This is a genomic window from Nocardioides ferulae (genome assembly GCF_003660455.1).
Lineage (GTDB): Bacteria > Actinomycetota > Actinomycetes > Propionibacteriales > Nocardioidaceae > Nocardioides > Nocardioides ferulae.
Map to the genome: position 1 here is coordinate 1 of NZ_QZVR01000026.1, position 22,394 is coordinate 22,394.

Annotated in this window: 23 protein-coding genes; 10 read left to right on the forward strand and 13 right to left on the reverse strand. The window is 73.3% G+C overall.

Going from position 1 to position 22,394, the window contains the following annotated elements; all coding sequences use genetic code 11:
• Positions 1–331: 331 nt before the first annotated feature.
• Positions 332–1,987, forward strand: coding sequence for an ABC-F family ATP-binding cassette domain-containing protein (locus D6B71_RS19820; protein WP_121258334.1), 1,656 nt, complete (start codon positions 332–334; stop codon positions 1,985–1,987).
• Here the strand turns inward: D6B71_RS19820 and D6B71_RS23215 are convergent.
• The gene (locus D6B71_RS23215; protein ID WP_206051866.1) at positions 1,978–2,721 is read right to left on the reverse strand and encodes a M23 family metallopeptidase; all 744 of its coding nucleotides are present in this window, start codon (positions 2,719–2,721) and stop codon (positions 1,978–1,980) included. The two genes, D6B71_RS19820 and D6B71_RS23215, sit on opposite strands and share 10 nt — an antisense overlap.
• Entirely contained in the window at positions 2,718–3,713 is a 996-nt protein-coding gene (locus tag D6B71_RS19830; protein ID WP_121258336.1) for a hypothetical protein, read from the reverse strand. The genes D6B71_RS23215 and D6B71_RS19830 overlap by 4 nt, the downstream gene beginning before the upstream one ends.
• A gap of 176 nt (positions 3,714–3,889) precedes the next feature.
• On the opposite strand from D6B71_RS19830, the gene D6B71_RS19835 reads away from it, so the two are divergent.
• Entirely contained in the window at positions 3,890–5,242 is a 1,353-nt protein-coding gene (locus D6B71_RS19835) for a TrpB-like pyridoxal phosphate-dependent enzyme (RefSeq protein WP_121258338.1), read from the forward strand.
• Between the two features lie 98 nt (positions 5,243–5,340).
• Positions 5,341–5,901 (forward strand): Uma2 family endonuclease, encoded by a 561-nt coding sequence (locus D6B71_RS19840; protein WP_121258340.1) that lies wholly within the window; start codon positions 5,341–5,343, stop codon positions 5,899–5,901.
• A gap of 25 nt (positions 5,902–5,926) precedes the next feature.
• Here the strand turns inward: D6B71_RS19840 and D6B71_RS19845 are convergent, their stop codons facing one another.
• Positions 5,927–6,664, reverse strand: a complete 738-nt coding sequence (locus D6B71_RS19845; RefSeq protein ID WP_121258342.1) for a hypothetical protein — start codon at positions 6,662–6,664, stop codon at positions 5,927–5,929.
• 107 nt (positions 6,665–6,771) lie between these two features.
• Between D6B71_RS19845 and serA the strand changes: the two genes are divergently transcribed.
• From serA to D6B71_RS19860, 3 genes are read left to right on the forward strand one after another with little or no spacing between them, the layout of a single operon-like run.
• Positions 6,772–7,971 carry a phosphoglycerate dehydrogenase gene (gene serA, locus D6B71_RS19850; RefSeq protein WP_121258431.1) on the forward strand — a complete coding sequence of 400 codons (1,200 nt, stop codon included), beginning with the start codon at positions 6,772–6,774 and terminating at the stop codon, positions 7,969–7,971.
• Between the two features lie 19 nt (positions 7,972–7,990).
• On the forward strand, positions 7,991–8,371 hold the full coding sequence (locus tag D6B71_RS19855) for an HNH endonuclease (protein ID WP_240641585.1): 381 nt from the start codon (positions 7,991–7,993) through the stop codon (positions 8,369–8,371).
• A gap of 31 nt (positions 8,372–8,402) precedes the next feature.
• The gene (locus tag D6B71_RS19860; RefSeq protein ID WP_121258344.1) at positions 8,403–9,326 is read left to right on the forward strand and encodes an oxygenase MpaB family protein; all 924 of its coding nucleotides are present in this window, start codon (positions 8,403–8,405) and stop codon (positions 9,324–9,326) included.
• A gap of 153 nt (positions 9,327–9,479) precedes the next feature.
• Here the strand turns inward: D6B71_RS19860 and D6B71_RS19865 are convergent, their stop codons facing one another.
• Genes D6B71_RS19865 through D6B71_RS19880 form a run of 4 tightly spaced genes read right to left on the reverse strand, consistent with a single transcriptional unit; the run spans position 9,480 to position 13,164 of the window.
• Positions 9,480–9,839: an acyl-CoA carboxylase biotin carboxyl carrier protein subunit gene (locus D6B71_RS19865; protein WP_121258346.1), complete on the reverse strand. Its 360-nt coding sequence runs from the start codon at positions 9,837–9,839 to the stop codon at positions 9,480–9,482.
• A 16-nt stretch (positions 9,840–9,855) separates the two neighbouring features.
• On the reverse strand, positions 9,856–10,125 hold the full coding sequence (locus D6B71_RS19870; protein ID WP_121258435.1) for a hypothetical protein: 270 nt from the start codon (positions 10,123–10,125) through the stop codon (positions 9,856–9,858).
• A 14-nt stretch (positions 10,126–10,139) separates the two neighbouring features.
• Positions 10,140–11,678, reverse strand: coding sequence for an acyl-CoA carboxylase subunit beta (locus D6B71_RS19875; protein ID WP_121258437.1), 1,539 nt, complete (start codon positions 11,676–11,678; stop codon positions 10,140–10,142).
• 43 nt (positions 11,679–11,721) lie between these two features.
• A complete protein-coding gene (locus tag D6B71_RS19880) occupies positions 11,722–13,164 on the reverse strand; it encodes a methylmalonyl-CoA carboxytransferase subunit 5S (protein WP_240641595.1) in 1,443 nt (480 codons plus the stop codon).
• Positions 13,165–13,495: 331 nt separating this feature from the next.
• Here D6B71_RS19880 and D6B71_RS19885 point away from each other — a divergent pair, with 331 nt between their 5' ends.
• A complete protein-coding gene (locus tag D6B71_RS19885; RefSeq protein WP_121258348.1) occupies positions 13,496–14,815 on the forward strand; it encodes an MSCRAMM family protein in 1,320 nt (439 codons plus the stop codon).
• A 10-nt stretch (positions 14,816–14,825) separates the two neighbouring features.
• Here the strand turns inward: D6B71_RS19885 and D6B71_RS19890 are convergent, their stop codons facing one another.
• Positions 14,826–15,203 carry a nuclear transport factor 2 family protein gene (locus D6B71_RS19890; RefSeq protein WP_121258350.1) on the reverse strand — a complete coding sequence of 126 codons (378 nt, stop codon included), beginning with the start codon at positions 15,201–15,203 and terminating at the stop codon, positions 14,826–14,828.
• Positions 15,204–15,288: 85 nt separating this feature from the next.
• Between D6B71_RS19890 and D6B71_RS19895 the strand changes: the two genes are divergently transcribed.
• Positions 15,289–15,897, forward strand: a complete 609-nt coding sequence (locus D6B71_RS19895) for an HD domain-containing protein (RefSeq protein WP_121258440.1) — start codon at positions 15,289–15,291, stop codon at positions 15,895–15,897.
• Here the strand turns inward: D6B71_RS19895 and D6B71_RS19900 are convergent.
• Together D6B71_RS19900 and D6B71_RS19905 are read right to left on the reverse strand one after the other, a co-directional pair.
• A complete protein-coding gene (locus D6B71_RS19900) occupies positions 15,891–16,211 on the reverse strand; it encodes a DUF4031 domain-containing protein (protein WP_240641586.1) in 321 nt (106 codons plus the stop codon). The genes D6B71_RS19895 and D6B71_RS19900 overlap by 7 nt on opposite strands.
• Before the next feature lie 2 nt (positions 16,212–16,213).
• Complete coding sequence (locus D6B71_RS19905) at positions 16,214–16,990, reverse strand: copper homeostasis protein CutC (RefSeq protein ID WP_121258354.1); 777 nt, start codon at positions 16,988–16,990, stop codon at positions 16,214–16,216.
• A 33-nt stretch (positions 16,991–17,023) separates the two neighbouring features.
• Here D6B71_RS19905 and D6B71_RS19910 point away from each other — a divergent pair, with 33 nt between their 5' ends.
• Complete coding sequence (locus D6B71_RS19910) at positions 17,024–17,404, forward strand: hypothetical protein (protein ID WP_121258356.1); 381 nt, start codon at positions 17,024–17,026, stop codon at positions 17,402–17,404.
• Here the strand turns inward: D6B71_RS19910 and D6B71_RS19915 are convergent.
• The 3 genes from D6B71_RS19915 to D6B71_RS19925 all read right to left on the reverse strand — a co-directional run bounded on the left by D6B71_RS19915 (position 17,370) and on the right by D6B71_RS19925 (position 21,540).
• Positions 17,370–18,089, reverse strand: a complete 720-nt coding sequence (locus D6B71_RS19915) for a GntR family transcriptional regulator (protein ID WP_240641587.1) — start codon at positions 18,087–18,089, stop codon at positions 17,370–17,372. The two genes, D6B71_RS19910 and D6B71_RS19915, sit on opposite strands and share 35 nt — an antisense overlap.
• Positions 18,090–18,220: 131 nt before the next feature.
• A complete protein-coding gene (locus D6B71_RS19920) occupies positions 18,221–20,773 on the reverse strand; it encodes an ABC transporter permease (protein ID WP_121258358.1) in 2,553 nt (850 codons plus the stop codon).
• On the reverse strand, positions 20,770–21,540 hold the full coding sequence (locus tag D6B71_RS19925; RefSeq protein ID WP_121258360.1) for an ABC transporter ATP-binding protein: 771 nt from the start codon (positions 21,538–21,540) through the stop codon (positions 20,770–20,772). Before D6B71_RS19925 ends, D6B71_RS19920 begins: the two co-directional genes overlap by 4 nt.
• Positions 21,541–21,673: 133 nt before the next feature.
• Between D6B71_RS19925 and D6B71_RS19930 the strand changes: the two genes are divergently transcribed.
• On the forward strand, positions 21,674–22,288 hold the full coding sequence (locus tag D6B71_RS19930) for an alpha-ketoglutarate-dependent dioxygenase AlkB (RefSeq protein ID WP_121258362.1): 615 nt from the start codon (positions 21,674–21,676) through the stop codon (positions 22,286–22,288).
• Positions 22,289–22,394 lie beyond the last annotated feature (106 nt).

The window sequence follows — 22,394 nt, forward strand, 5'->3', positions numbered from 1 at the left end:
TGAATACAACCCCTAGATGCCCCACTGTGAGTGGAATGCCGCTGCCGTCGCACATTTCGATGCCCTCTCGCCCTGACCGTGTACTCCGAGGACACAAATCGATGGTGCGATGCCGCGCTCTCCGCCTACCCTCTTCCCGATGGGAACTCTGAAGAGCACGACCGGGACGCTGCGTCCCTCTCGCCGCCGCTGACGCCGTCGTCCTGACGGCCCCGGTCGGCGTACGCCGCAGCGGGTCCTGAGCGCGCCTGCCCTCGCGGGGCCGGCGCGAGCGACCGTCTTCGTGCTCTTCGTTCGGCCGCGCCGGGGCGCGACCGGGAACGGATCCCCCATGACCACCCCTGCAGCCACACCCACCCAGATCGCCCTGGCCGGCGCCTCCCTCAGGTACGCCGATCGCCTGGTCCTCGACCGCATCGACATGACGCTGCGACCCGGCGAACGCGTCGGCGTCGTCGGCGACAACGGATCCGGCAAGTCCACGCTCCTCGCCCTCCTGGCGGGGCAGCTCGCGCCCACTGCCGGCCATCGCCGCGTCGTGGTGCCCGGCGGCCTCGCCCACGCGGGCCAGACGCTCGACCTGCCGCCCGGCAGCACCGTGCAGCACGCCGTCGACCACCTGCTCGCCGACCTGCGGCGTCTCGAGGCCGAGATGCGCGCCGTCGAGGTCGAGATGGGCACCGTCCCGGAGACCCGGCTCCCGACGCTCCTGGACCGGTACGCCGCCCTGACCGCGGCGTTTGACGCGCGCCAAGGACGCACCGCCGACCTGCGCGTCGAGTCGGGATTGACCGCGCTCGGGCTGGGCGGGCTCGACCGGGGCCGACCGGTCGAGACGCTGTCCGGGGGCCAGCAGGCCCGGCTCTCGCTCGCGGTCGCCCTGTCGGCACACGCCGAGCTGCTCCTGCTCGACGAGCCGACCAACGACCTGGACGCCGATGCCCTGGCATGGCTGGAGGGACGGCTCGCCCGGCACCGCGGCACCGTCGTGGTCGCGACCCACGACCGGGGCTTCCTCGACCGCTTCACGACCGGCATCCTCGAGCTCGACCGCGGCCGGGCCCGCCGGTACGGCTCCGGCTACCGGGGCTACCTGGCCGCGAAGGCGGTGGAGCGGGAGCGCCAGCGGGTGGCCCACGAGGCCTGGCGACGCGACCTCGAGCGGCATCGGGCACTGGTCGCGGCGAACGCCGCCCGCACCGAGGCCATCCCGCGCAAGCAGGAGCTCGACGGCTTCGGCCACGGCGCCTTCCGGGCCCGCAGCCGCGACCACGGCGCCACGCGACGGATCCGCCGCTCCAAGGAACAGATCCGCCGGCTGCTCGCCGACCCCGTCCCCGCGCCGCCGGCGCCCCTCTCCCTCGCCGCCGCCTTCGAGACCAGCGATGGGGCGTGCGGCGACGACCCGGCGGTGCTGGTGGGCGACCTCGTCGTCGAACGCCGGCTCAGCTTGTCGCAGCTGCGCCTGCACCCGGGTGAGCGGCTGCTGGTGACGGGCCCGAACGGCGCCGGCAAGAGCACGCTGCTGGGTGTGCTGGCCGGACGCGTGAGACCCACCTCCGGATCCGTCCTCGTCCCGCGCCACGTCGGCTATCTCGCCCAGGGGCTCACGCGATGGCCACCGGGGACGACGGTGCTCGCGGCCTATGCCCACGGCCGCGGCCTGCACCCGGAGGACCTCGCCGGGGAGCTGCTCGACCTCGGGCTGCTGGACGCCGACGACCTGCGCCGGCCGATCGCCACCCTCTCGGTCGGTCAGCGCCGGCGCGTCGACCTCGCCCGGCTGCTCGCTCGCCCCGCCGACCTGCTGCTGCTCGACGAGCCCACCAACCACCTCTCCCCGGCGCTGGTCGAGGACCTCGAGCGCGCGCTGGCGGGCTACCCCGGCACGGCCGTCGTGGTCACCCACGACCCGCTCCTCCAGCACCGCCTGCGAGCGCGGGAGCTCCGCCTGGCCGAGGCGAGCCGACCGTCGGGTCAGCAGTAGGTGCGGCACTCCGAGTCGTCGCCGAACCGCCGCTGAGCGCGGCGCACCTCCTGGGCCGGGCTCGCCTGCCGCCCCTCGCGCCAGGCGTCGAGGTAGCGCTGCGGCGCGACCGTGCCGCGGCGGATCCACCAGTGCTCCGGCGGCGTCGGCCAACTGATCCCGAAGTGCAGGTGGGTGCCGGTGCCCGCGGCGCTGCCGCTGTCGCCGATCCGGCCCAACGGGGTGCCGGCGGTCACGCGCCGGCCCGGGCGTACGCCGTCCAGCACGGCCTCCAGGTGCGAGCCGTAGTAGCGGACCCCGTCGTCCCCGACGAGCGAGACCGACCGGCCGCTCCGGGTGGCGCCGTCGTTGACCGCCGCCGACCAGGTGTCGACGCGGGTGACCTCGTCGACCCGCCCGGAGACGGGCGCGACGAAGAGACAGCCGCGCTCGGCGAACATGTCGACCGCCGGGTAGTGGTGGTGGACCGTGGCATAGCTGACCTCGCAGCCCCTGATCGGGAAGGCGTAGCGCAGCCGCGCGGACGCCGCGGGCGGCGTGGCGCTCGGCGACGGCCTCGGGGCGGTCCGGTCGCCGGTGGCGCGGGAGGACGCCCCGGTCGCCGCGGTTGAGGCCTCGGGCGCGCCGGCCGTCTCGTCCGACGACCCGTCGCAGCCGGCAAGCACGCCGACCAGGACGAGCACCGCGACGAGCACCGGGAGTGGACGCGCACCCCGGGGCCGGGGACCGGTCACCGCCAGAACTCCGCGACCGCGCGGCGCGGGTAGGCGTCCTCGCAGGGGCGTGAATTGCCGTCGGCGTCCATCACCGCCAGGTCGGGCTCGTCGCGCCAGTAGGCCACGGCGTACGGGTAGTCGATCTGGAAGCGGGTGAAGTAGGCGCAGTCCAGGCCGGCCGGCAGCAGCGTGACGTCGGGGACGGCGGTGTCGACGAGCGAGCCGAAGAGCGCCCGCACCGCTTCGGGGGGATAGACGGTCTCGCAGGGGATGCCGTTGGCGTCGCCGTCCATCGAGATCGGCCGCTGGTGCAGGTTCCAGTAGCCGACCGCGAGCGGGAACGTCAGGTCGCGGGCCGCCAGGTCGGCGCAGGACAGCCCTCCAGGGAGCCGGCGCACCCGCGCGGTGAGCTGCCCCTGCGGCTGCGGCCCGGCGGTCTCACTGGGCTCGCTCGGCTCCGTGGGCTCGCTGGGCTCGGCCGTCGGCGGGTCCGCCTCGCTCGGGCTCGCGGTGTCGCTCGACGGCGCTCGGGTCACCTCGGGCCGAGCGGACTCCTCGTCGTCGTCGCCGCCCGTCAGCAGCAGGCCGGCGGCCGTCGCCGCCCCCGCGAGCAGCAGTACGCCGGCCGCGACGGCGCCGAGGACCGGCCCCCGGCCGCGCCGCGCAGCGGGCGGGCCGGTCGGTGCCGGAGCGGACGCCGTCGCGGCCCCGTCGGCGAACAGATAGTCGTAGTCGCCGCCCGTCGAGGTCTGTCCGGGCGCCGCCGAGCCGGGCGACCCCGGCGGAGGTGGTGACCACCCGGGCGGCGGTCCGGCCGGCGGCGGTCCGGCCGGCGGCGGTCCGGCCGGAGGAGGTGGCGGCGACCACCCGGGCGGCGGCCCGGAGGGAGGCGGCCCGGACGGGGGACCCGGAGGCGGCGCGGCGGAGGACGCGGCAGGGGGCAGCGGTGCGCCACAGAGGGTGCAGAACCGCACGCCGTCGGTGGGCCGCTGACAGGTCGGGCAGATCATGGCCGTGCTCCGGGGCAGCCTTCCGTCGGGGACGCCGTGCCGTGAACCTACGCCACCGGTCCGGCCCCGCGCGCGGACTTCGGCACGTCGGTGCTGTGAGATCGTCCGCGCCGGCAGGACGCCGCGGGCATACGATGCCCGCGGCTCGGGCCCATCCGTCGACGAGGGGAGAACCCATGGAGCAGGTCAGCTACACCTTGGACGCGTCCGAGCAGCCGACGCACTGGTACAACATCGTGGCCGACCTGCCCACGCCTCCGCCGCCACCGCTGCACCCCGCGACGCAGCAGCCGGTCGGCCCCGACGACCTGGCCGCGCTGTTCCCACCGGAGCTGATCGCCCAGGAGGTCAGCGGGGAGCGCTACATCGAGATCCCCGACGCGGTGCGCGAGGTCTACGCGCAGTACCGCCCCTCGCCGCTGATCCGGGCCCGCCGCTGGGAGGAGAAGCTCGGCACCTCCGCGCGCATCTACGTGAAGTACGAGGGGGTCTCCCCCGCCGGGTCGCACAAGACCAACACCTCGGTGCCGCAGGTCTACTACAACGCCCTCAACGGAGTGACCCGGCTGACCACCGAGACCGGGGCCGGCCAGTGGGGCACCGCGCTCGCCTACGCCTGCTCGCTGTTCGGGCTCGGCTGCGAGGTGTGGCAGGTCGGCGCGTCCTTCGACTCCAAGCCGCAGCGCCGCACGCTCATCGAGGTCTTCGGCGGCACCGTGCACCGCTCTCCCAGCCGGATGACCGAGGCCGGCAAGGCGTTCGCCGAGGACCACCCCGGCTCGCTGGGCATCGCGATCTCCGAGGCCGTCGAGCTGGCCGCGCAGGCCCCGGAGGCGAAGTACGCGCTCGGCTCGGTGCTCAACCACGTGCTGCTGCACCAGACGGTGATCGGCGAGGAGGCCGTGCGTCAGCTCGCCAAGGCCGGCGAGTCCGGCGCCGACCTCGTCGTGGGCTGCGCCGGCGGCGGGTCGAACCTGGCCGGCCTGGCGTTCCCGTTCCTGCGGGAGAAGCTCGCCGGCAACCAGAGCCCGCGGCTGCTGGCCGTCGAGCCGTCGTCGTGCCCGACGCTGACCCGCGGCGAGTACCGCTACGACTTCGGCGACACCGCCGGGCTCACCCCGTTGATGAAGATGTACACGCTCGGCCACGACTTCGTGCCGTCGCCGATCCACGCTGGCGGTCTGCGCTACCACGGCATGGCGCCGCTGATCTCCCATGTCGTCCACGAGGGCCTGATGGAGGCCACCGCGCTCCACCAGAACGAGTGCTTCGCCGCGGCGATCGAGTTCGCCCGCACCCAGGGCATCGTGCCGGCGCCGGAGTCCTCCCACGCCCTCGCCCAGGTACGCCGCGAGGCGCTGGCCGCGGCCGAGACCGGCGCCGAGCCGGTCATCGTCGTCGGGCTGTCGGGACACGGGCTGCTCGAGCTCGGTGCCTACGACTCCTACCTGTCCGGCCACCTCGAGGACGACCCGCTCTCGGAGGACGCCGTCGCCGCGGCGATGGCGCGGCTGCCGCAGATCGGCTGACACGGCTGCCGACCCATCGGGCCTGTGGAGGGCCGCTGCACGATCCGTCGGGACGGGTCACCATCGACCGGTGACCCGTCCCGACGTCGTGAGGCACCATGGAACTCGTGACCACGCTCCCCCGCACCGGCCCCCACACCGGCCCGCTGACGCGGGACGAGCTCGACGCGCTGCCCGATGACGGGCGTCGCCACGAGCTCATCGACGGGGTCCTGGTCGTGACCCCGGCGCCGGTGCCACGACATCAGGTGGTCGTCGGCGAGCTGCACCTGCTCCTGCGCAGCGCCTGCCCCGGTGATCTGCAGGTGTTCCTCGCCCCTGTCGACGTCGTGCTCGGCGCCGCGGACGTGCTCCAGCCCGACCTGCTGGTGACCAGGCGACGCCACGTCACCCGGCGCGACATCTCGGGCGCCCCGCTGCTCGCGGTCGAGGTCCTCTCGCCCAGCACCCGGCGCCTCGACCTGGGTCTGAAGCGGGAGCGCTACGAGGCCGCCGGCTGCCCGGCGTACTGGGCGGTCGACCCCGACGAGCCGCGGCTGCTCGCCTGGGAGTTGCGTGAGGGCCGCTACGAGCAGGTGGCCGACGTCGGCCCGGAGCAGGAGTGGACCGCCGCCACGCCGTACGCCGTGACCGTGCGGCCGGCGTCCCTCCTGCGCTGAGCAGGCCCAGACCGGTCCGCGCCGGTCAGTCCGGCACCAGCTCCGAGAGGTCGGCGTCGACCTCGAGGATCTCGACCGAGAAGCCGAGGTCCTCGCGCTTGCCACCGATCGGCCGCAGCTCGACCACGACGCCGGTCTGCACGTCGAGGGCGACGTCGTAGGCGTCGGGGTAGACCGTGCCGGGGGCGGGGACCCACGAGTCGTCGTCCTCGTCGGCGTACTCGTCGCGGTCGGAGAACCACGACCACAGCAGCGCGCAGCAGCCGCACCGCGGCTGGTAGCCCTCCTGCGCCGTCATCCGGGCCCACCAGGTGCGCCGCCCGGCCCGCTCCTCCTCGCGCAGCCCCGACACTCCCGTGTGGTGGCTGAGCTCGACCGGGTCGAGCATCGCCACCCAGTCGTAGGACTGCCACATCGGGTCGTCGTACTCGACCGGCGAGGAGTTCGAGTCGGGCCGCACCCCGACGAGCCCGTCGTCGCGCCACACGGGCTCGACCTCGTGCGGCCAGCGCGGTTCAGGAGGGGCCGGGGGCACGAAGCCGGGATCGTCGCTGACGAAGAAGTAGACCCGGCCTCGATCGCGCCGCTCCTGCTCGTCGACCCGGTGCTCGCGGCCGCCGGAGTCCCGCACGCGCATCAGCCCCGGCCGCCGCACCCAGGCCTCCACCCGCCCCCAGCGGGAGCGGTGCGCGAAGTGCAGGCTGCGCCAGCGCCACGGCGAGCTCTGCGCCAGCGCCCGGAAGGCGTCCTCGGTCAGGTCCATGGCCCGATGGTGCGCCCCGCATGCACACGCGCGCGAACGGTTATCGCCGTGTCCGCGGTACGGCGCCGAATCGGCGCGGCGCCCGCGGAGACCTAGGGTGGGTGGTCGTGAAGGCGCTGCTGCTCGAGAACATCCATCCGGTCGCCGTCGAGGTCCTCCAGGGCCGCGGGTTCGAGGTCGACCTGCGCTCCCACTCGCTCGGCGAGACCGAGCTGGTCTCCGCGCTCGAGGGCGTCGAGCTGCTCGGCATCCGCTCCAACACCCATCTCACCGAGAAGGTGCTGCAGAACGCGCCCGACCTGCGCGCGGTCGGCTGCTTCTGCATCGGCACCAACCAGGTCGACCTCGCGGCGGCCTCGAAGCAGGGCGTGGCGGTGTTCAACGCGCCCTACTCCAACACCCGCAGCGTCGTGGAGCTGGTCATCGGCGAGATCATCGCGCTCGCCCGGCGGTTGCACGAGAAGAGCGAGAAGATGCACGCCGGGGTGTGGGACAAGTCGGCCAAGGGCAGCCACGAGGTGCGCGGCCGGGTGCTCGGCATCGTCGGCTACGGCAACATCGGCACCCAGCTGTCGAACCTGGCCGAGTCGATGGGCATGCGGGTGATCTTCTTCGACACCGCCGACCGCCTGGCGCACGGCAACGCCCGCCGGATGCCGACGCTCGACGCCCTGCTGGCCGAGGCCGACGTCGTCAGCCTGCACGTCGACGGCCGGCCGGGCAACGCCGGACTGTTCGGTGCCGAGCAGTTCGAGAAGATGAAGCCGCGGGCGCTGTTCATCAACGCCTCGCGCGGCATGGTCGTCGACGACGTGGCGCTGCGCGCCCACATCGAGTCCGGCCACATCGCCGGCGCGGCGCTCGACGTGTTCCCGGTCGAGCCGAAGGCGCAGGGCGACCCGTTCGAGTCGGTGCTGCGCGGCCTCGACAACGTGATCCTCACCCCGCACGTCGGCGGCTCCACCCAGGAGGCCCAGGAGGAGATCGGCTACTTCGTCGCCAACAAGCTGGCCGCGTTCCACCACGGCGGCAACACCGCGCTGTCGGTGAACCTGCCGCAGGTGCAGGCGCCGAAGCTGCACTCCGGGTTCCGGGTGGGCTACCTGCACGACAACGTGCCCGGCGTGCTGGCCGCGTTCAACCAGGTGCTCGCCGAGCAGAACGACAACGTCACCGGCCAGTACCTCTCCACCCGGGGCGAGTTGGGCTACGTGGTCACCGACGCCGCCGAGCCGCTCTCGGAGATCTCGCTGCAGCACCTCGAGGAGTCGCCACACGGCATCTGGTTGCGCAGCTGGGAGGTCTGAGCCTCGTAGCCTGGTGGCTGTGACGACCCCCCGGCGCGTGGTGCGCAGGCCCAGCCAGCGGCAGCGCCAGCGGGCGGCCCGGCGCCGGCAGACGCGGATGGGCCGCGTCGAACACGACCTCACCGACGCCCAGTGGAGGGTGCTGCAGCAGGCGTGGGGAGGGTGCGCCTACTGCGGCGCCACCGACCGTCCGCTGCAGCGCGACTGCGTGCTGCCGATCTCGCGCGGCGGCCGCTACACCCTCGACAACGTGGTGCCGGCCTGCGGGCCCTGCAACGCCAGCAAGTGCAACGACGAGGTCACCTCGTGGTTGCGACGGCGGCGCCGCGACGAGGCGGCCTTCCTGCGGCGCTGGCTCGAGGTCCAGGCCGGGGTGGCCGCGCTGCTCGCAGAGCGCTGACCCGCCACCGGCGACCGCCTACCCTCGGACCATGGCGACCCTGTCCGCCCCCGCGGCTCTCCACACCGTGCGCGAGCGCACCCTCGGCCCCGTGCGCGACCGCCTCGGCGAGGCGCTGTTCCTGCGCGTCGCCGGGCCCGACGGAGCGCGGCAGGCGGCCCGCATCCACGGCCGGCCGGGGCCGCGGTGGTTCGACCCGGCCAGCCCGATCGGACGGGTGCACGGCGACGCCTCGATGTTCGTCGGCGGCATCCGCGCGCTGCTGCTGCAGACGCTGCACCCGGCGGCGATGAAGGCGGTCTCGGACCACTCGGGCTTCCGCGGCGACATGTGGGGCCGGCTGCACCGCACCAGCACCTTCCTCGCGGTGACCACGTTCGGCCACGAGGCCGACGCCCAGGCCGCCGTCGACGCGGTGCGGCGCATCCACGAGCGGGTCACCGGCACCATGGCCGACGGCACCCCCTACGCCGCCTCCGACCCGCACCTGCTGCGCTGGGTCCACGTGGCCGAGGCCGACAGCTTCCTTCGCGCGCACACCGCCTACGGAGCCGCACCGCTCGACCAGGCGGAGCGCGACGAGTACGTCGCCCAGATCGGCGAGGTCGCGCGCCGCCTGGGCGTGGTCGACCCGCCGACCAGCGAGGCGGAGCTGGCGGCCGCGCTCGCGGCGTACCGTCCCGAGCTGCGCGGCACCCCCGAGGCCCGCGAGGCGGTCCGCTACCTGCTGTTCAAGCCGCCGCTGCCGCTGCCCGCCCGACCGGCGTACGCCGTGCTGGTCGCGGCCGCGGTCGGCCTGATGCCGGCCTGGACCCGCCCGCACCTGCGGCTGCCGTGGCTGCCGGTCGCCGAGCGCACGGTCGTCCGGGCGCTCGGCACCGCCGCGACCGGCACGATCCGGTGGGCGATGACACCAGGCCGGCAGGCGCGCGCCGCGATGACCCTGGAGGCTTGAGCCGAGCCGAGGTCGATCTCGCACGGCGGTCCGGGCCCACTCGGCACCGTCGCCACCGGAGGGTCGCTCCGGTGGGCAATGGCGCCGGGCCGGGGGGCCCGGACCTCCGGCGTCTGGGGGCGTCTGGGACGACGCCGCGGGTGAGGCCTGTGGTCAGGAGAGCTCGACGAGCACCTGGCCGCCGGTGACCGCGTCACCGGGCTTGACCAGGATCGCTCCGACCGTGCCCGCCTCGGGCGCGGTGATCTCGGTCTCCATCTTCATCGCCTCGAGCACGACCAGCACCGCGCCGGCCTCGATCTGCTGGCCCTCCTCGACGGGGATCCGGGCCACGGTGCCGGCCAGCGGCGCACGCACCCCGTCACCGTCGCCGCCGGTCGGGGCCGCCGCCGCGGGCGGGGCCGAGAAGCTGCCGCCGGCCATGAAGATCGCGCCGAGGGTCGGCTTGGGCTCCTCCTCGACCTCCACCTCGACGTCGTAGGACTGGCCGTTGACGGTCACCTTGAGTTGCATGTCTGTCCTCCCGGCCTCAACGGGCCCCGTGGATGATGTGGTGCCCCTGCACGGCCACGCGGCCCTGCTGGGCCCAGGCCTGGCCGGTGCGGAAGTGCACCTGCTTGACCTTGGCCCGGTGGCCCAGGAAGGCCGCGACCGCCGCGGAGATCGCGAGCAGCACGTCCTCGGGCACGTCCTGCGCCTGCAGGGCGCGCACCTCGGCCAGCTCCGCCTCCAGCTGCTCGACCCGCGCGGTGAGCCCGCGGACCGCGTCGAGCAGCTCGGCGACCGTCGTCTCGGCCATCTCGACCCCGCCGGTCACGTCGGGCCCAGCCCGTGCTTCTTGGCCGGCCGGAGCGCCCGCTTGGAGGCGAGCATCTCCAGCGCCTTCGAGATGTGCTCGCGGGTGCGGGCCGGCTCGATGATGTCGTCGACCAGGCGGCGCCCGGCGGCGACGTAGGGCGTGTTGAACGTGGAGCGGTACTCCTCGACCAGCTCGGCGCGCTTGGCGACGGGGTCCTCGGCATCGGCGATCTCGCGACGGAACACGATCTCGGCCGCGCCGTCGGCGCCCATCACCGCGATCTCGGCGGTCGGCCACGCGAACACCTTGTCGGCCCCGAGGTCCTTCGCGCACATCGCGAGGTAGGCGCCGCCGTAGGCCTTGCGGAGCACGACGGTCACCTTCGGAACGGTCGCCGCGGAGTAGGCGTAGAGCATCTTCGCGCCGTGGCGGATGATGCCGCCGTGCTCCTGCGCCACACCCGGCAGGAAGCCGGGCACGTCGACCAGGGTGACCAGCGGGATGTTGAAGGCGTTGCAGAACCGGACGAACCAGGAGCCCTTGTCGGAGGCGTTGATGTCGAGCACGCCCGACATCACGCTGGGCTGGTTGGCGATGATGCCGACCGTGCGTCCGGTGATCCGGCCGAAGCCGATCACGATGTTGGGGGCGTAGCCGGCCTGCACCTCGAGGAAGTCGGCCCGGTCGACGATCCGCCCGATGACCTCGCGGACGTCGTAGCCCTTCTTGTCGGAGACCGGCACGATCGCGGGCAGCTCGGGGTCGGCCTCGATCGTGTCGTCGGGGTCGACGATCGGCGGGTCCTCGGTGTTGTTCTGCGGCAGGAAGCTCAGCAGCTTCTTCGCGATCAGGATCGCCTGCTCGTCGTCGTCGGCGACGAAGTGGGTCACGCCCGAGCGCGCCATGTGGGCGTCGGCGCCACCGAGCGCGTCGGAGGTGACCTGCTCGCCGGTGACCTGGGCGATCACGTTCGGCCCGGTGATGAACATGTGGGCCTTGCGGGTCTGGATGATGAAGTCGGTCAGCGCCGGGGAGTACGCAGCGCCGCCGGCGCAGGGCCCGGAGATGATCGAGACCTGCGGGACCACACCGGAGAGCAGCACGTTGGTGTAGAACACCCGGCCGTAGCCGGCCAGCGAGCCGATGCCCTCCTGCACCCGGGCGCCGCCGGAGTCGTTGATGAACACGAACGGCGTGCCGGTGGTGAGGCTGGCCTCCATCACCGCGACGACCTTGTCGGAGTGCACCTCGCCCGCGGAGCCGCCGGCGACGGTGAAGTCCTGGCTGGCGACGTGGACCGGGCGCCCGAGGACCGCGCCCTCGCCGGTGACGACGCCGTCGGCGGGCATGTCGGCCTTGTCGAGCCCGAAGTAGGTGGACTGGTGGATGGCGAACATGCCGGTCTCGGCGAAGGTGCCGGGGTCGAGCAGCGCGTCGATGCGTTCGCGCGCGGTCAGCTTGCCCTGGTCGTGCTGCTTCTGCAGGCGGCGCTCACCGCCGCCCGCTTCGACCTTGGCGCGCTTCTCGAGGAGCTCGGCGGTGCGCTCCTCCATCGTGGCGACGTGGTGCTTGTGCTTGCTCAACGAGAGGCCCCTTTCAGGCTCGCTCGACGGTGACGCTGTGGGCACGCCCGTCCAGGGTCACGGAGTAGTTGATCGGGCCCTTGACGGGGCCGGTGCCGGGGGCGGACGCGGCGAGCTTCTCCGCGGCGACCTCGGCGGGGTCCTTGCCGACGTTCTTGGGGCCCTCGGGCCGCTCGAGGAAGAACTTCGGGGCGACGCCGGGGAACATCGCGTAGGTGAGCACGTCCTCGTCGGTGCCGTCGGAGCCCTCGAGCGCGTTGGCCTCGTCGCAGAGCTTCTGCCACTCCGGCTCGAGCAGGTCGGCCGGCCGGACGTCGATCGGCTCCTTCTTCGTCTGCGCCTGGGCGGCCGCGATGATCTCGGCGTCGCGGGGACCGATCGTCGCGCCGTAGTAGCCGAGCATCAGGTCGGCGAACTCGGCGGTGAGCACCTTGTAGGGGCCCATCAGCGTGTTGAAGACCGCCTGGGTGCCGACGATCTGGCTGGACGGGGTGACCAACGGCGGGAAGCCGGCGACCTCGCGGACGCGCGGCACCTCCTCGAGCACCTCGCGGAGCCGGTCGCCGGCGCCCTGCTGGCGCAGCTGCGACTCCATGTTGGAGATCATGCCGCCGGGGATCTGGCTCTTGAAGATCTCGGTCTCGACACCGGTGATCGCCGACATGAACTCGGTGTACTTCGGCCGGATGCCGGCGAAGTGGTCCTTGATCTTCAGCAGCCGCGCGTCGTCGAGGTTGGTGGTGTACGGCGTGCCGTGGAGCATCTCGACCAGCGACTCGGTGGGGTTGTGGCCCGGGCCCATCGAGATCGAGGAGATCGCGGTGTCGACCACGTCGGCGCCGGCCTCGATCGCCTTCATCAGGCTGACCAGCGTGACGCCGGTGGTCGCGTGGCAGTGCACGTGGATGCGGACGTCCTGGCCGAGGGAGTCCTTGATCGCCTTGACGATGTCGTAGGCGGGCTGGGGACGCAGCAGCGCGGCCATGTCCTTGAGGCACAGCGAGTCGCAGCCGAGCTCCATCAGCTCGTGGGCCATGTCGACGTAGCCCTGCACGGTGTGCAGCGGGCTCTCGGTGTAGCAGATCGTGCCCTGCGCGTGCTTGCCGACGCGGCGTACGGCCTTGATCGCCTCGCGGACGTTGCGCACGTCGTTGACCGCGTCGAAGGTGCGGTAGACGTCCATGCCGTTCTCGGCCGACTTCTCCACGAACTTGTTGACGACGGTGTCCTCGTAGTGGCGGTAGCCGAGGAGGTTCTGGCCGCGCAGCAGCATCTGCAGCTTGCTGTTGGGCATCAGCTCGCGGAAGGTGCGCAGCCGCACCCAGGGGTCCTCGTTGAGGAAGCGGATGCAGGAGTCGTAGGTGGCGCCGCCCCAGCACTCCACCGACCAGTAGCCGGCGGCGTCGATGTCGGCGCACGCGTCGACCATGTCCTCCAACGCCATCCGGGTGGCCATAAGGCTCTGGTGCGCGTCTCGGAGGGCCAGCTCGGTGACCCCCACCTCGCGCTTCGCGGGGCTCGCGGCGCCCGCACTCTCGTTGTCCGCCTGCACCTGTTCGACCTGGGCCGTCATGTCCCCCACCCTTGCACCGCCCGTCAACCCGAGGCAACGCCTCGGGACCCGTCGGGACCTAGGTCCCCCGGATTCGTGACGCTGCCCGGTCATCGCGCGTGGATGGGGCGATCTTGAGCAAAGGCTGAGCCGCGCTTGAGCGCCACTGAAGCCGGCGTTCCTAGGGTGGGTACGCCGCTGGGGATGCACCCCGGCCACCCCCCGGAGAGCCCCCGTGACCCACGCCGCGACCTCGCTGCCCCGCCGTACCGGCGTCTCGCTGGTGCTGGCGCTGCTGGCCTCGCTCCTGCTCGCAGTCGCGCCGTCCCCGGCGTCGCACGCGGAGGACGCCTCCCAGGTGTCGGATGCCGACACCGGGTCCGGCAGCCGGGTCGGCCCCGGCAAGGTCCAGGGCGCGATCACCGGCGCGCAGCGCGGCGCCCCGCGGGTGCGGATGACCTGGTTCACCGCGGACTGGCGCTACCTCGGCACCCGCAAGCAGCTCGGCGGCGTCTACTCGGTCTCGCTGCCGGCCGGCGGCTACTGGCTGCAGTTCACCGATCTGCGCCCCTCCTACGACGTCACCAAGTACGCCCCCACGGACGTCTTCGTGCGGGTCCGCGCGGGCGACGTCACGATCAAGCACGTGCGGATGCAGCCGGGAGCGGCGATCACCGGGACGGTGCTGGCCGACGGCCGGCCCGCGTCGAAGGCCCGGGTAGTCGCGGCGAGCACCGACGAGCGCTCCTTCGAGACCCGCGCCGACGGCCGGGGGCGGTTCGCGATCGGCGGACTGCCCGCGGGCAGCTACTCGGTGTTCGGCTACGACCGCGCCGCCACCTGGGTCGGCCCCAGCAGCTGGGTGCCGAAGCTCGAGGCCGGGCACGTCGTCAACACCTCACTGCGGATGAGCAAGCGGGCCGGAAGCCTGCTGGTCAACCTGCTCACACCCCGCGGCCAGCTCCGGCAGTCGGTGTTCGTGACCGCGGTCAGCCGGCGCACCGGGCAGTACTGGGTGACCAAGGCCCGGGGCGGCACCGCGAGGTTCACCGGGCTCGCCCCCGGCCGCTACCGGATGGTCGTGCCCGGCGCCGGCATCTGGCTGGGCCGCGAGGGCGCGGTCGAGAAGGGCCGGGTGACCCCTCGCCGACCCGCGTTCGGCAACTTCCGGCTGACCCGCCGCGGCGGCTGGCTGACCGGCCGCGTGGTCGACGAGCTCGACCCGACCGTCGTGATGAAGCGCGCCGAGGTCCGGCTCTTCGACGGCTACGGCACGGTGCTGGACCGCACCAGCACCGATGACGACGGGCGGTTCACCCTGGACGGTCAGCTCACCAGCCAGCAGGGGCTCACCGTCGTCGTCGACCCGTTGGCCGACGCGGGCGGCTGGATGCTCGGCAAGTTCTGGTGCCAGTTCGAGTCGACCGCTCTCGACGACCTGGCGGTGACCACCGGCCGACAGACGGAGCTCGGCGACGTGGTGCTGCCGCACGTCATCGACGAAGGGACCCCCGCGCACTGCCTCGTCGGCGAGGCCCCCCGGCGCCGCCGCTGACCGCGCCCGGTCACCCCTCGACGCGCATGTCGCCCTCGCCCCAGAAGGCGCGCATGCTGGTGATCCGGCCCTCGTCGTCGAAGGTCATCACGTCGATCGGGGCCAGCACGTAGGTCGCGCCCTCGGCCTTGGTGCGCACCTCGAAGCAGAACGCGGCCTGGCCGCCGCAGATGCGGGCCTCCAGCAGCCGGGTCTCCTGCTCCAGGCCCTCGAGCGTGGCGTAGAAGGCGTGGATCTGCTCGCGGGTGGTGAGCACGTCGCTGCCGACGGGGTCCTCGACGGTCGCCCCGTCGGCGTACAGCGCCACCACCTGGTCGGCGGTGCCGTCTCCGACGAGCGCGACGTAGGCCTCGACGACCTCGCGGATCCGTTCGTTGCTCGCGGCCATGGTGGTACCTCCTGATGACGTCGGGGTAGAACGCGTTCTCGTGCGGGCGTTCCGCGGCACCGTAGCGGATGCTTGAATGTCGGGCGTGGACCTCGGCGACAGTTGGCCCCTCCCCGACCTCACCGAGCTGCGCGAGGAGCTGCTGCGCGCCTACGACCACCCGGCCCGGGGCTACCACGACACCCGGCACCTGGCCGAGGTCCTCGCGCGGATCGACGAGCTCGGCGCGTCCGGCATCGGCTTCGAGCGGCTCCCGGTGCTGCTCGCCGCGTGGTTCCACGACGGCGTCTACGACGGGGAGCGCGACGCCGAGGAGCGCTCCGCGGTCTGGGCCGAGCAGGCGCTGGCCGGGCTGCTCACCGCGCAGGCGGTCGCCGAGGTGGCCCGGCTGGTCCGGCTCACCGAGACCCACCACCCCGAGCCCGGCGACGCGAACGGGTCGGTGCTCTCCGACGCCGACCTGGCCATCCTGGCGGCGCCCGAGGATCGCTACGACGAGTACGTCGCCGCGGTGCGCGGCGAGTTCGCCCACCTCGACGACGAGGCGTTCCGCGAGGGCCGCACCCGGGTGCTGCACAGCCTCACCGCCAGGCCGCACCTGTTCGCGACCGACTACGCCCGCGAGCGCTGGGAGGCCGCGGCGCGCAGCAACATCGAGCGCGAGCTCGCCGGCCTGACGCCGACCCGTCACTGACTCCCGCGGTTGGTCGGCGTGTCGGTGAACGATCGACGGCTCGAGCCACCGGGCCCGACGGCCGGCGACCGCGGCCGGCGCAGGCCGGCAGAGCGGAGCCGGGCGACCAGCTCGCGGCTCGAGACCGGCTCGGCACCCGCGGCGACCACCGCCTCGTAGGCCTCGGCGGGCACGTCGTAGTGGTCGCGGTCGAAGCCGCGCTCCGGGATCCCCAGCCGCCGGGCGAACGCGTGCAGCTCCTCGAACGAGGCGTCGCTGGCCAGGTGCGACCACCAGCGGCCGTGGCCGGGCGTCTGCGGCGGATCGACGAGCACGCTCACCGCTCCACCGCCGGCCGGCCGCCCAGCCGGGCGACCGTGCTGTCGACGAGCAGCCGCCAGGACCGGACCAGGGAGGCGTCGACGTCGGCGCGGTGGCTGCCGCCCGGGCGCGCCTGCGGACCGAGGTGGAACTGGCGCACTCCGGCCCGCACCAGCCACGGCACCTGCTCGGCGACCAGGCCCGGGCCGGGGAGCAGCAGCGCCGCGACCCGCGGGTCGTCGGTCGCGGCCGCGAGCAGGTCGTCGTACCCGACGGCGAGCCCCTGCGGCGATCCGCCCGAGCAGACCCCGACCAGCCCGGGCAGGCGCAGCAGTGCCCGCCAGGCGCGTCGCGGGTCGAGGGCGTCGTCGACGGCGCCGTGGAAGGTCCACGGCACCCCGCGCAGGCGCTCGGCGAGGTGGCCGCAGACCTCCTCGTCGACCTCCAGGTTCGCGTCGAGGAAGCCGAACGAGACCCCTGCCGCGCCGCCGCCGAGATAGCTCTCGGCCAGGCCGACCAGTCGGGCCAGCTCGCCGCCGGTGGTGGTCCACGAGTCACCCAGGCGCAGCATCACGAAGACCGGGAGGTCCGCCTCGCGGCACACCGCCGACACGACGGCCGGCTCCGGCGAGGTGCCGACCCGGTCGGGCTGCGCGGCAGTCTCGGCCACCAGGTGCAGCCGGTCCGCGCCGCCCTCGCGGGCACCCGCGACATCGCGCGGGCGTCGTACCGTCACCTCGAGCAGCGTCTCGGTCCTGCTCTCGCGGCTGCTCTCGTGCCCGACCTCGGCCATGTCCCGACGGTAGGCCCTTGAGCGGGCCGGACAATGGAGGTCGTGGACAACGCGCTGCTCTTCGACGCCCGGGCCCGGGTGCTCGCCGACCTGACCGCGTGCGGGCGGGCGGACGCCGCGGCGGTGTCGGTGCTCGAGGAGGCCTGCTCGGCGCGCCGGTGGTGGGCCGAGCAGTGGCCGCAGGGCGAGGTGTACGTCGCCGGACTGGTCGCGCAGGACGTCCAGGACGCGCTGCTCGAGACCGTGGGCCGGTGGCCGCTGTGCGAGGAGTGCGGTGACGCGCCGGCGCACGCGCTCTACATCTCCCCCGACCTCGGGGGGCCCGACCCGGAGTGGGTGTGCGAGGAGAGCGGTCGCGCCGTGGCCGAGCTGGGGCGTCTCAGCTCTCGTGGCCCAGCTGCACCCACAGGGTGAACCGGTCGGCCCGATAGACGGTGCGGGAGACCTCGATGACCTTCTCGCCGGCGATCGCCCGGCGCGAGTGGCGCAACACCGGCTTGCCGGGGTCGCACTCCAGCAGGGCGGCCTCGTCGGGGCTCGGCACGTCGGCGGTGATCGAGTCCTCGGCCCAGGTCGGCCGCAGGCCGCGCTGGTCGAGCGCCTCGTAGAGGCTGGTGGGCATGCCGCTCTGCAGGAAGCCCGGCAGCAGGACCTCGTTGAGGTAGGCGTCCTCGAGGCACATCGGGACGCCGTCGGCGCGGCGCAGCCGACGCCAGTGGATCACCGCGTCGCCCTCGGTGAGGCTCAGCGCCCTGGCGACGCCGGGGCCGGCCTGCTCGCGGCGGGCCAGCAGCGTCGAGGACTCGGCCAGCAGCCCGCGCCGGCCCATCTCCTCGGTGAAGCTGGTGATCCGGCTGGCGGTGCGGCGCGGCCGGGCCACGAAGGTGCCCCGACCCGGGATCCGCTCGAGCAGCCCCTCGACCACGAGGGCGTCCATCGCCTGCCGCACGGTCATCCGCGCCACCCCGAAACGATGCACGAGCTCCCGCTCGGAGGGAGCCGGCGACCCGGGGGCGCTGCCGGTGACCAGCGAGCGGACGTACTCGCGCACCTGGACGTGCTTCAGCGCGCGCCCGTCGGTCACCAGAGCCTCGTCCACCCCTGCAGACTAAGGGCCCGGAGCCCTCTCGTCCGCGTGTTTGTAGGAACTAGGTCCCTATACAGCGGGATTGAGGTCCCTCTCAACCCCGGCCCAGGCCAGCGTCGCCGGCTCGACGCATCGGTGCCGACTCACTCGGTGGCGATCGCGCGCAGCACGTCGAGCCGGGCCGCCCGACGCGCCGGAAGCACGGCCGCCAGCACGCCGATCACCAACGAGAGCCCGAGGAACCACGAGAGCTGCCCGACCGGCACGCTGATCACCTCCAGCCCCTCGTCGCGCACGGCGTACATCAGCGCCGCACCGAACCCGAGGCCCAGCAGCACGCCGAGCACGGCGCCCAGCAGCGAGATCACCACCGACTCCATCGTCACCATCCGGCGCAGCTGACCGCGGCTGAGCCCGATCGCGCGCAGCAGGCCCACCTCGCGGGTGCGCTCGATGATCGACAGGGCCAGCGTGTTGACGATGCCGAGCACGGCGATCACCAGCGCCAGACCGAGCAGCGCGTAGATCATCAGCAGCAGCCGGTCGATCGGCTCGCGCTGCTCCTCGGCGAAGCCGGCCTCGTCCTTGACCGTGACGATCGGCAGCTCCTCGACGATCCGGTCGAGACGGTCCTGCAGCCCCCGGGCGGCGCCGCCCGTCTCGGCGAAGACGATGAGGGCGTTGTCCTTGTCGGGGTAGCCGGCCTCGAGCAGGGTCCGGGGCGTGGTCAGGATGGGGAAGAACACCACCGGGTTGTCCTCGAAGACCCCGGCCACCTCCCATGCCTGCTCGCCGCCGGGCGTGTCGAGCTCGACGGTGTCGCCGACCGCGTAGCCCTCGTCCTCGGCCCACGACCGCTGCAGGAGCACGGTGCCCTCGCCGAGCCCGTCCGCCGACCCGTCGGTGACCTCGAGGCGCAGCGCATCGAGGTCGTCGGCGCCCGTGGCCGCCACCCCTTGCTGGTCGCCGTCGCGGCGCGCGACGGAGAAGCGCTCGCGGACGACCTGGTCGACACCCTCGACCCGGGCGACCTGGTCGCCGATCGCCGGCGAGAACGAGCCACCGAAGACGTTGCTGACGATGTAGTCGCCGACGAAGTTCTCCTCGACCGACTTGTCGACGCTGGCCTTCGCCGAGTCGCCGACGATCGCCATGGTGCAGGCGAGCGCGAGTCCGATCATCAGCGCGGACGCCGTGGCGGTGGTGCGCCGCGGGTTGCGCAGCGAGTTCTGGCCGGCGAGATTTCCGACGCTGCCGAAGACACGGGCGTAGACGACCCGGGCCGCCACCAGGAACGGGCGGCTGATCACCGGGCTCGCCGACGCGACCCCGAGCAGGATGCCCAGGACCCCGGCCCCGACGAACCAACCGGCGCGCGGAACGTCGACGAAGAGGCCGGCGAAGAGCGCGGCCGCGCCGAGCCCGAGGAGAGCCATCCCGAGCAGCAGCCGGCGGTGCAGTGAGGACTCCGGCATCGCGACGTCGTCGCGCAGCGCCTGGACCGGGGCGATCCGGCCGGTGCGTCGTGCCGGCAGCCAGGCGGCCACCATGGTGACCAGCACCCCGACGGCGTAGGCGGCGATCACGGTGCGCGGCGCGAAGACCAGCGACTGGCCGGACATGTCGAGCCCGAACTGGCCGAACAGGAAGCGCAGCCCGAAGGCCAGCAGGACGCCGAGCCCCAGGCCCACCGTGGAGCCCAGCAGCCCCAGCACGAAGGCCTCCAGCTGGACCGACCACACGACCTGGCGGCGCGAGGCCCCCAGCGCCCGCAGCAGCGCCAGCTCACGGCTGCGCTGGGCGACCAGGATCGAGAACGTGTTGACGATCAGGAACGCTCCCACCACCAGGGAGATGCCGGCGAAGATGAGCAGGAACGTGGTGAGGAAGCCCAGGTTGTCGATCAGTACGGTGGCCGACTCGTCGGCGGCCTCGTCGCCGGTGAGCGCCTCGAACCGCTCCGGCAGCACCTCGGCGACCCGCTCGCGCAGCTGCTCCTGGGAGACGCCGTCCTCGGCGGTCACCCACAGGTCGTTGAATGCGTCCTCGCCACCGAGGAAGAGCTCCTGCGCGGTGGCGGTGTCGAAGAGGCTCAGTGTGGCCCCGTTCAGCGAGCCGCCCTCGGGGAAGTCGGCGATGCCGACCAGCGTCGGCTCCAGGCGCAGCGCGTCCTCGGCGCCGGAGGAGGTGATGATCGTGACGTCCTCGCCGAGCGCGTAGCCGGCCCGCTCGGCCGTGCGGTCGTCGAGCACGACCTCGCCGGGGCCCTGCGGTGGGCGGCCGTCGGCGATCTCCAGGCCGGTCAGCCCGTGCCCGGCCGGAGCGTCGGTCCAGTTGCCGCCGAGGGCGGGCGGGCCGAGGCCACCGACGACCTTGTTGTCCTTGTCGATGACGAAGACGCCGATGGCCGACACGTTTCCGTCGACCCGGGCCGCGCCGGGCACCTCGGCGAGCTCCCGCACCAGCGTGGCGGGGATGGTCTCGGTGGAGACCTCTTGGTCCTCGGCCGACGCGGCCTCGGGCCGCACCACGACGTCGCCGACGACCGAGGCGAACAGCGCGGTGAAGCTGCGGTTCATCGTGTCGGAGAAGACCAGGGTGCCGGCCACGAACGCGACGCCGAGCACGATCGCGAACGTGCTCATCAAGAGGCGCAGCTTGCGCCCGAGCAGGCTCTTGAGGGCGGTGCGGATCATCGGTGCACCGGCCCGACTGCGCCCGGGTCGCTCATCCGGGCCATGGTCTCCAGCACCTGCTCGCGCGTGGGGTGCGTCAGCTCGTCGACGACCTTGCCGTCGGCGAGGAAGACGACGCGGTCGGTGTAGGAGGCCGCGACGGGGTCGTGGGTGACCATGACCACGGTCTGCCCGTGCTGGTCGACGGCGCTGCGCAGCAGGTCGAGCACCTCGGCGCCGGAGCGGGAGTCGAGGTTGCCGGTGGGCTCGTCGGCGAACACGATGCGCGGCCGGCTGACCAGCGCCCGGGCCACCGCCACCCGCTGCTGCTGACCGCCGGAGAGCTCGCTGGGCTTGTGGTCGAGCCGGTCGCCGAGCCCGACGGTGGCGATCACGGTGTCGTACCACTCCGGGTCCGGCTTGCGACCGGCGATCGAGAGCGGCAGCAGGATGTTCTCCTTGGCGGTGAGTGTCGGCACCAGGTTGAACGACTGGAAGACGAAGCCGACCTCGTCGCGGCGCAGCCGGGTCAGCGCCTTGTCCTTGAGCGTGGTGAGGTCGGCGTCGCCGATGAACACCGAGCCGGAGTCGCCGGTGTCGAGCGCGGCGCAGCAGTGCATCAGCGTCGACTTGCCCGAGCCGCTAGGCCCCATCACCGCGGTGAACTGGCGGGCGTGCAGGTCGAGCGTGACGTCGTCGAGGGCCCGGACCAGCGCCTGCCCGGTGCCGTAGGTCTTGGTGAGGTGGACGACGCGCGCCGCAGGGGCGGCGGTGGGGGTGACCGTCATGGCTCTACCCTGTCGGCTGCGGCTCCGCCCCGCCACCGGGTTGACCCCGAGCCGGCCCTGAGAGCGTCCCGGACCCGGACTCGCCCGACCAGGCGATCGAACATGTGTTCGAGCCCGTCGTACAGTGGTCGCCATGGACTTCCAGTCGACGCTCTTCGAGACGCCGGCCGCCGGGCTGACCGACTTCACCGCGCTCGAGCGGCGGGTGCTGACGCGCGGCGCCTGGGTCGACGTGCTGCGCACCTGGGTGCCGCGGGCCGACGAGGTGTTCGCCGCGCTGGTCTCCGAGGTGCCGTGGCGGGCCGAGCGTCGCGAGATGTACGACCGGGTGGTCGACGTGCCGCGCCTGGTGCACACCTACCTGGGCGGGCAGCCGCTCCCCCATCCGGTGCTCACCGAGGCCCGCGAGGCGCTCGGCGACCACTACGAGCCCGAGCTCGGCGAGCGCTTCGTCACCGCCGGCTGCTGCTACTACCGCGACGGCAACGACTCCGTCGCCTGGCACGGCGACCGCGTCGGCCGGGCCCGGTCGCACGACACCATGGTCGCGATCGTCTCCTTCGGCGATCCGCGCCGGCTCTGCCTGCGGCCCCGCGGCGGCGGCGAGTCGATCGCGATCGAGATGGGCCACGGCGACCTGGTGGTGATGGGCGGCTCGTGCCAGCGCACCTGGGAGCACGCGGTGCCCAAGGTCGCCGCGGCGGGGCCGCGGATCTCGGTGCAGTTCCGGCCGCGCAACGTGTTCTAGCCGGGACGCCCGAGGCACGAGGTCGCGACCGGCGTGTCGAGACCGGGACGCCCGAAGCACGAGGGCGGACCAGGACCGGTGAGACGGCCCTCGATGGGCACCGGGG

What these genes read in the sequence shown, in the direction of transcription:
- D6B71_RS19925 (WP_121258360.1), bottom strand. Translation starts at nt 21,540, where the DNA reads ATGACGGTCACCCCCACCGCCGCCCCTGCGGCGCGCGTCGTCCACCTC.
- D6B71_RS19875 (WP_121258437.1), bottom strand. Translation starts at nt 11,678, where the DNA reads ATGGAGGAGCGCACCGCCGAGCTCCTCGAGAAGCGCGCCAAGGTCGAA.
- D6B71_RS19865 (WP_121258346.1), bottom strand. Translation starts at nt 9,839, where the DNA reads ATGCAACTCAAGGTGACCGTCAACGGCCAGTCCTACGACGTCGAGGTG.
- D6B71_RS19910 (WP_121258356.1), top strand. Translation starts at nt 17,024, where the DNA reads ATGGAGGTCGTGGACAACGCGCTGCTCTTCGACGCCCGGGCCCGGGTG.
- D6B71_RS19930 (WP_121258362.1), top strand. Translation starts at nt 21,674, where the DNA reads ATGGACTTCCAGTCGACGCTCTTCGAGACGCCGGCCGCCGGGCTGACC.
- D6B71_RS19845 (WP_121258342.1), bottom strand. Translation starts at nt 6,664, where the DNA reads ATGGACCTGACCGAGGACGCCTTCCGGGCGCTGGCGCAGAGCTCGCCG.
- D6B71_RS19905 (WP_121258354.1), bottom strand. Translation starts at nt 16,990, where the DNA reads ATGGCCGAGGTCGGGCACGAGAGCAGCCGCGAGAGCAGGACCGAGACG.
- D6B71_RS19860 (WP_121258344.1), top strand. Translation starts at nt 8,403, where the DNA reads ATGGCGACCCTGTCCGCCCCCGCGGCTCTCCACACCGTGCGCGAGCGC.
- D6B71_RS19820 (WP_121258334.1), top strand. Translation starts at nt 332, where the DNA reads ATGACCACCCCTGCAGCCACACCCACCCAGATCGCCCTGGCCGGCGCC.
- D6B71_RS19870 (WP_121258435.1), bottom strand. Translation starts at nt 10,125, where the DNA reads ATGGCCGAGACGACGGTCGCCGAGCTGCTCGACGCGGTCCGCGGGCTC.
- D6B71_RS19890 (WP_121258350.1), bottom strand. Translation starts at nt 15,203, where the DNA reads ATGGCCGCGAGCAACGAACGGATCCGCGAGGTCGTCGAGGCCTACGTC.
- D6B71_RS19830 (WP_121258336.1), bottom strand. Translation starts at nt 3,713, where the DNA reads ATGATCTGCCCGACCTGTCAGCGGCCCACCGACGGCGTGCGGTTCTGC.
- D6B71_RS19880 (WP_240641595.1), bottom strand. Translation starts at nt 13,164, where the DNA reads ATGGCCACCCGGATGGCGTTGGAGGACATGGTCGACGCGTGCGCCGAC.
- D6B71_RS19920 (WP_121258358.1), bottom strand. Translation starts at nt 20,773, where the DNA reads ATGATCCGCACCGCCCTCAAGAGCCTGCTCGGGCGCAAGCTGCGCCTC.
- D6B71_RS19840 (WP_121258340.1), top strand. Translation starts at nt 5,341, where the DNA reads ATGGAACTCGTGACCACGCTCCCCCGCACCGGCCCCCACACCGGCCCG.
- D6B71_RS19835 (WP_121258338.1), top strand. Translation starts at nt 3,890, where the DNA reads ATGGAGCAGGTCAGCTACACCTTGGACGCGTCCGAGCAGCCGACGCAC.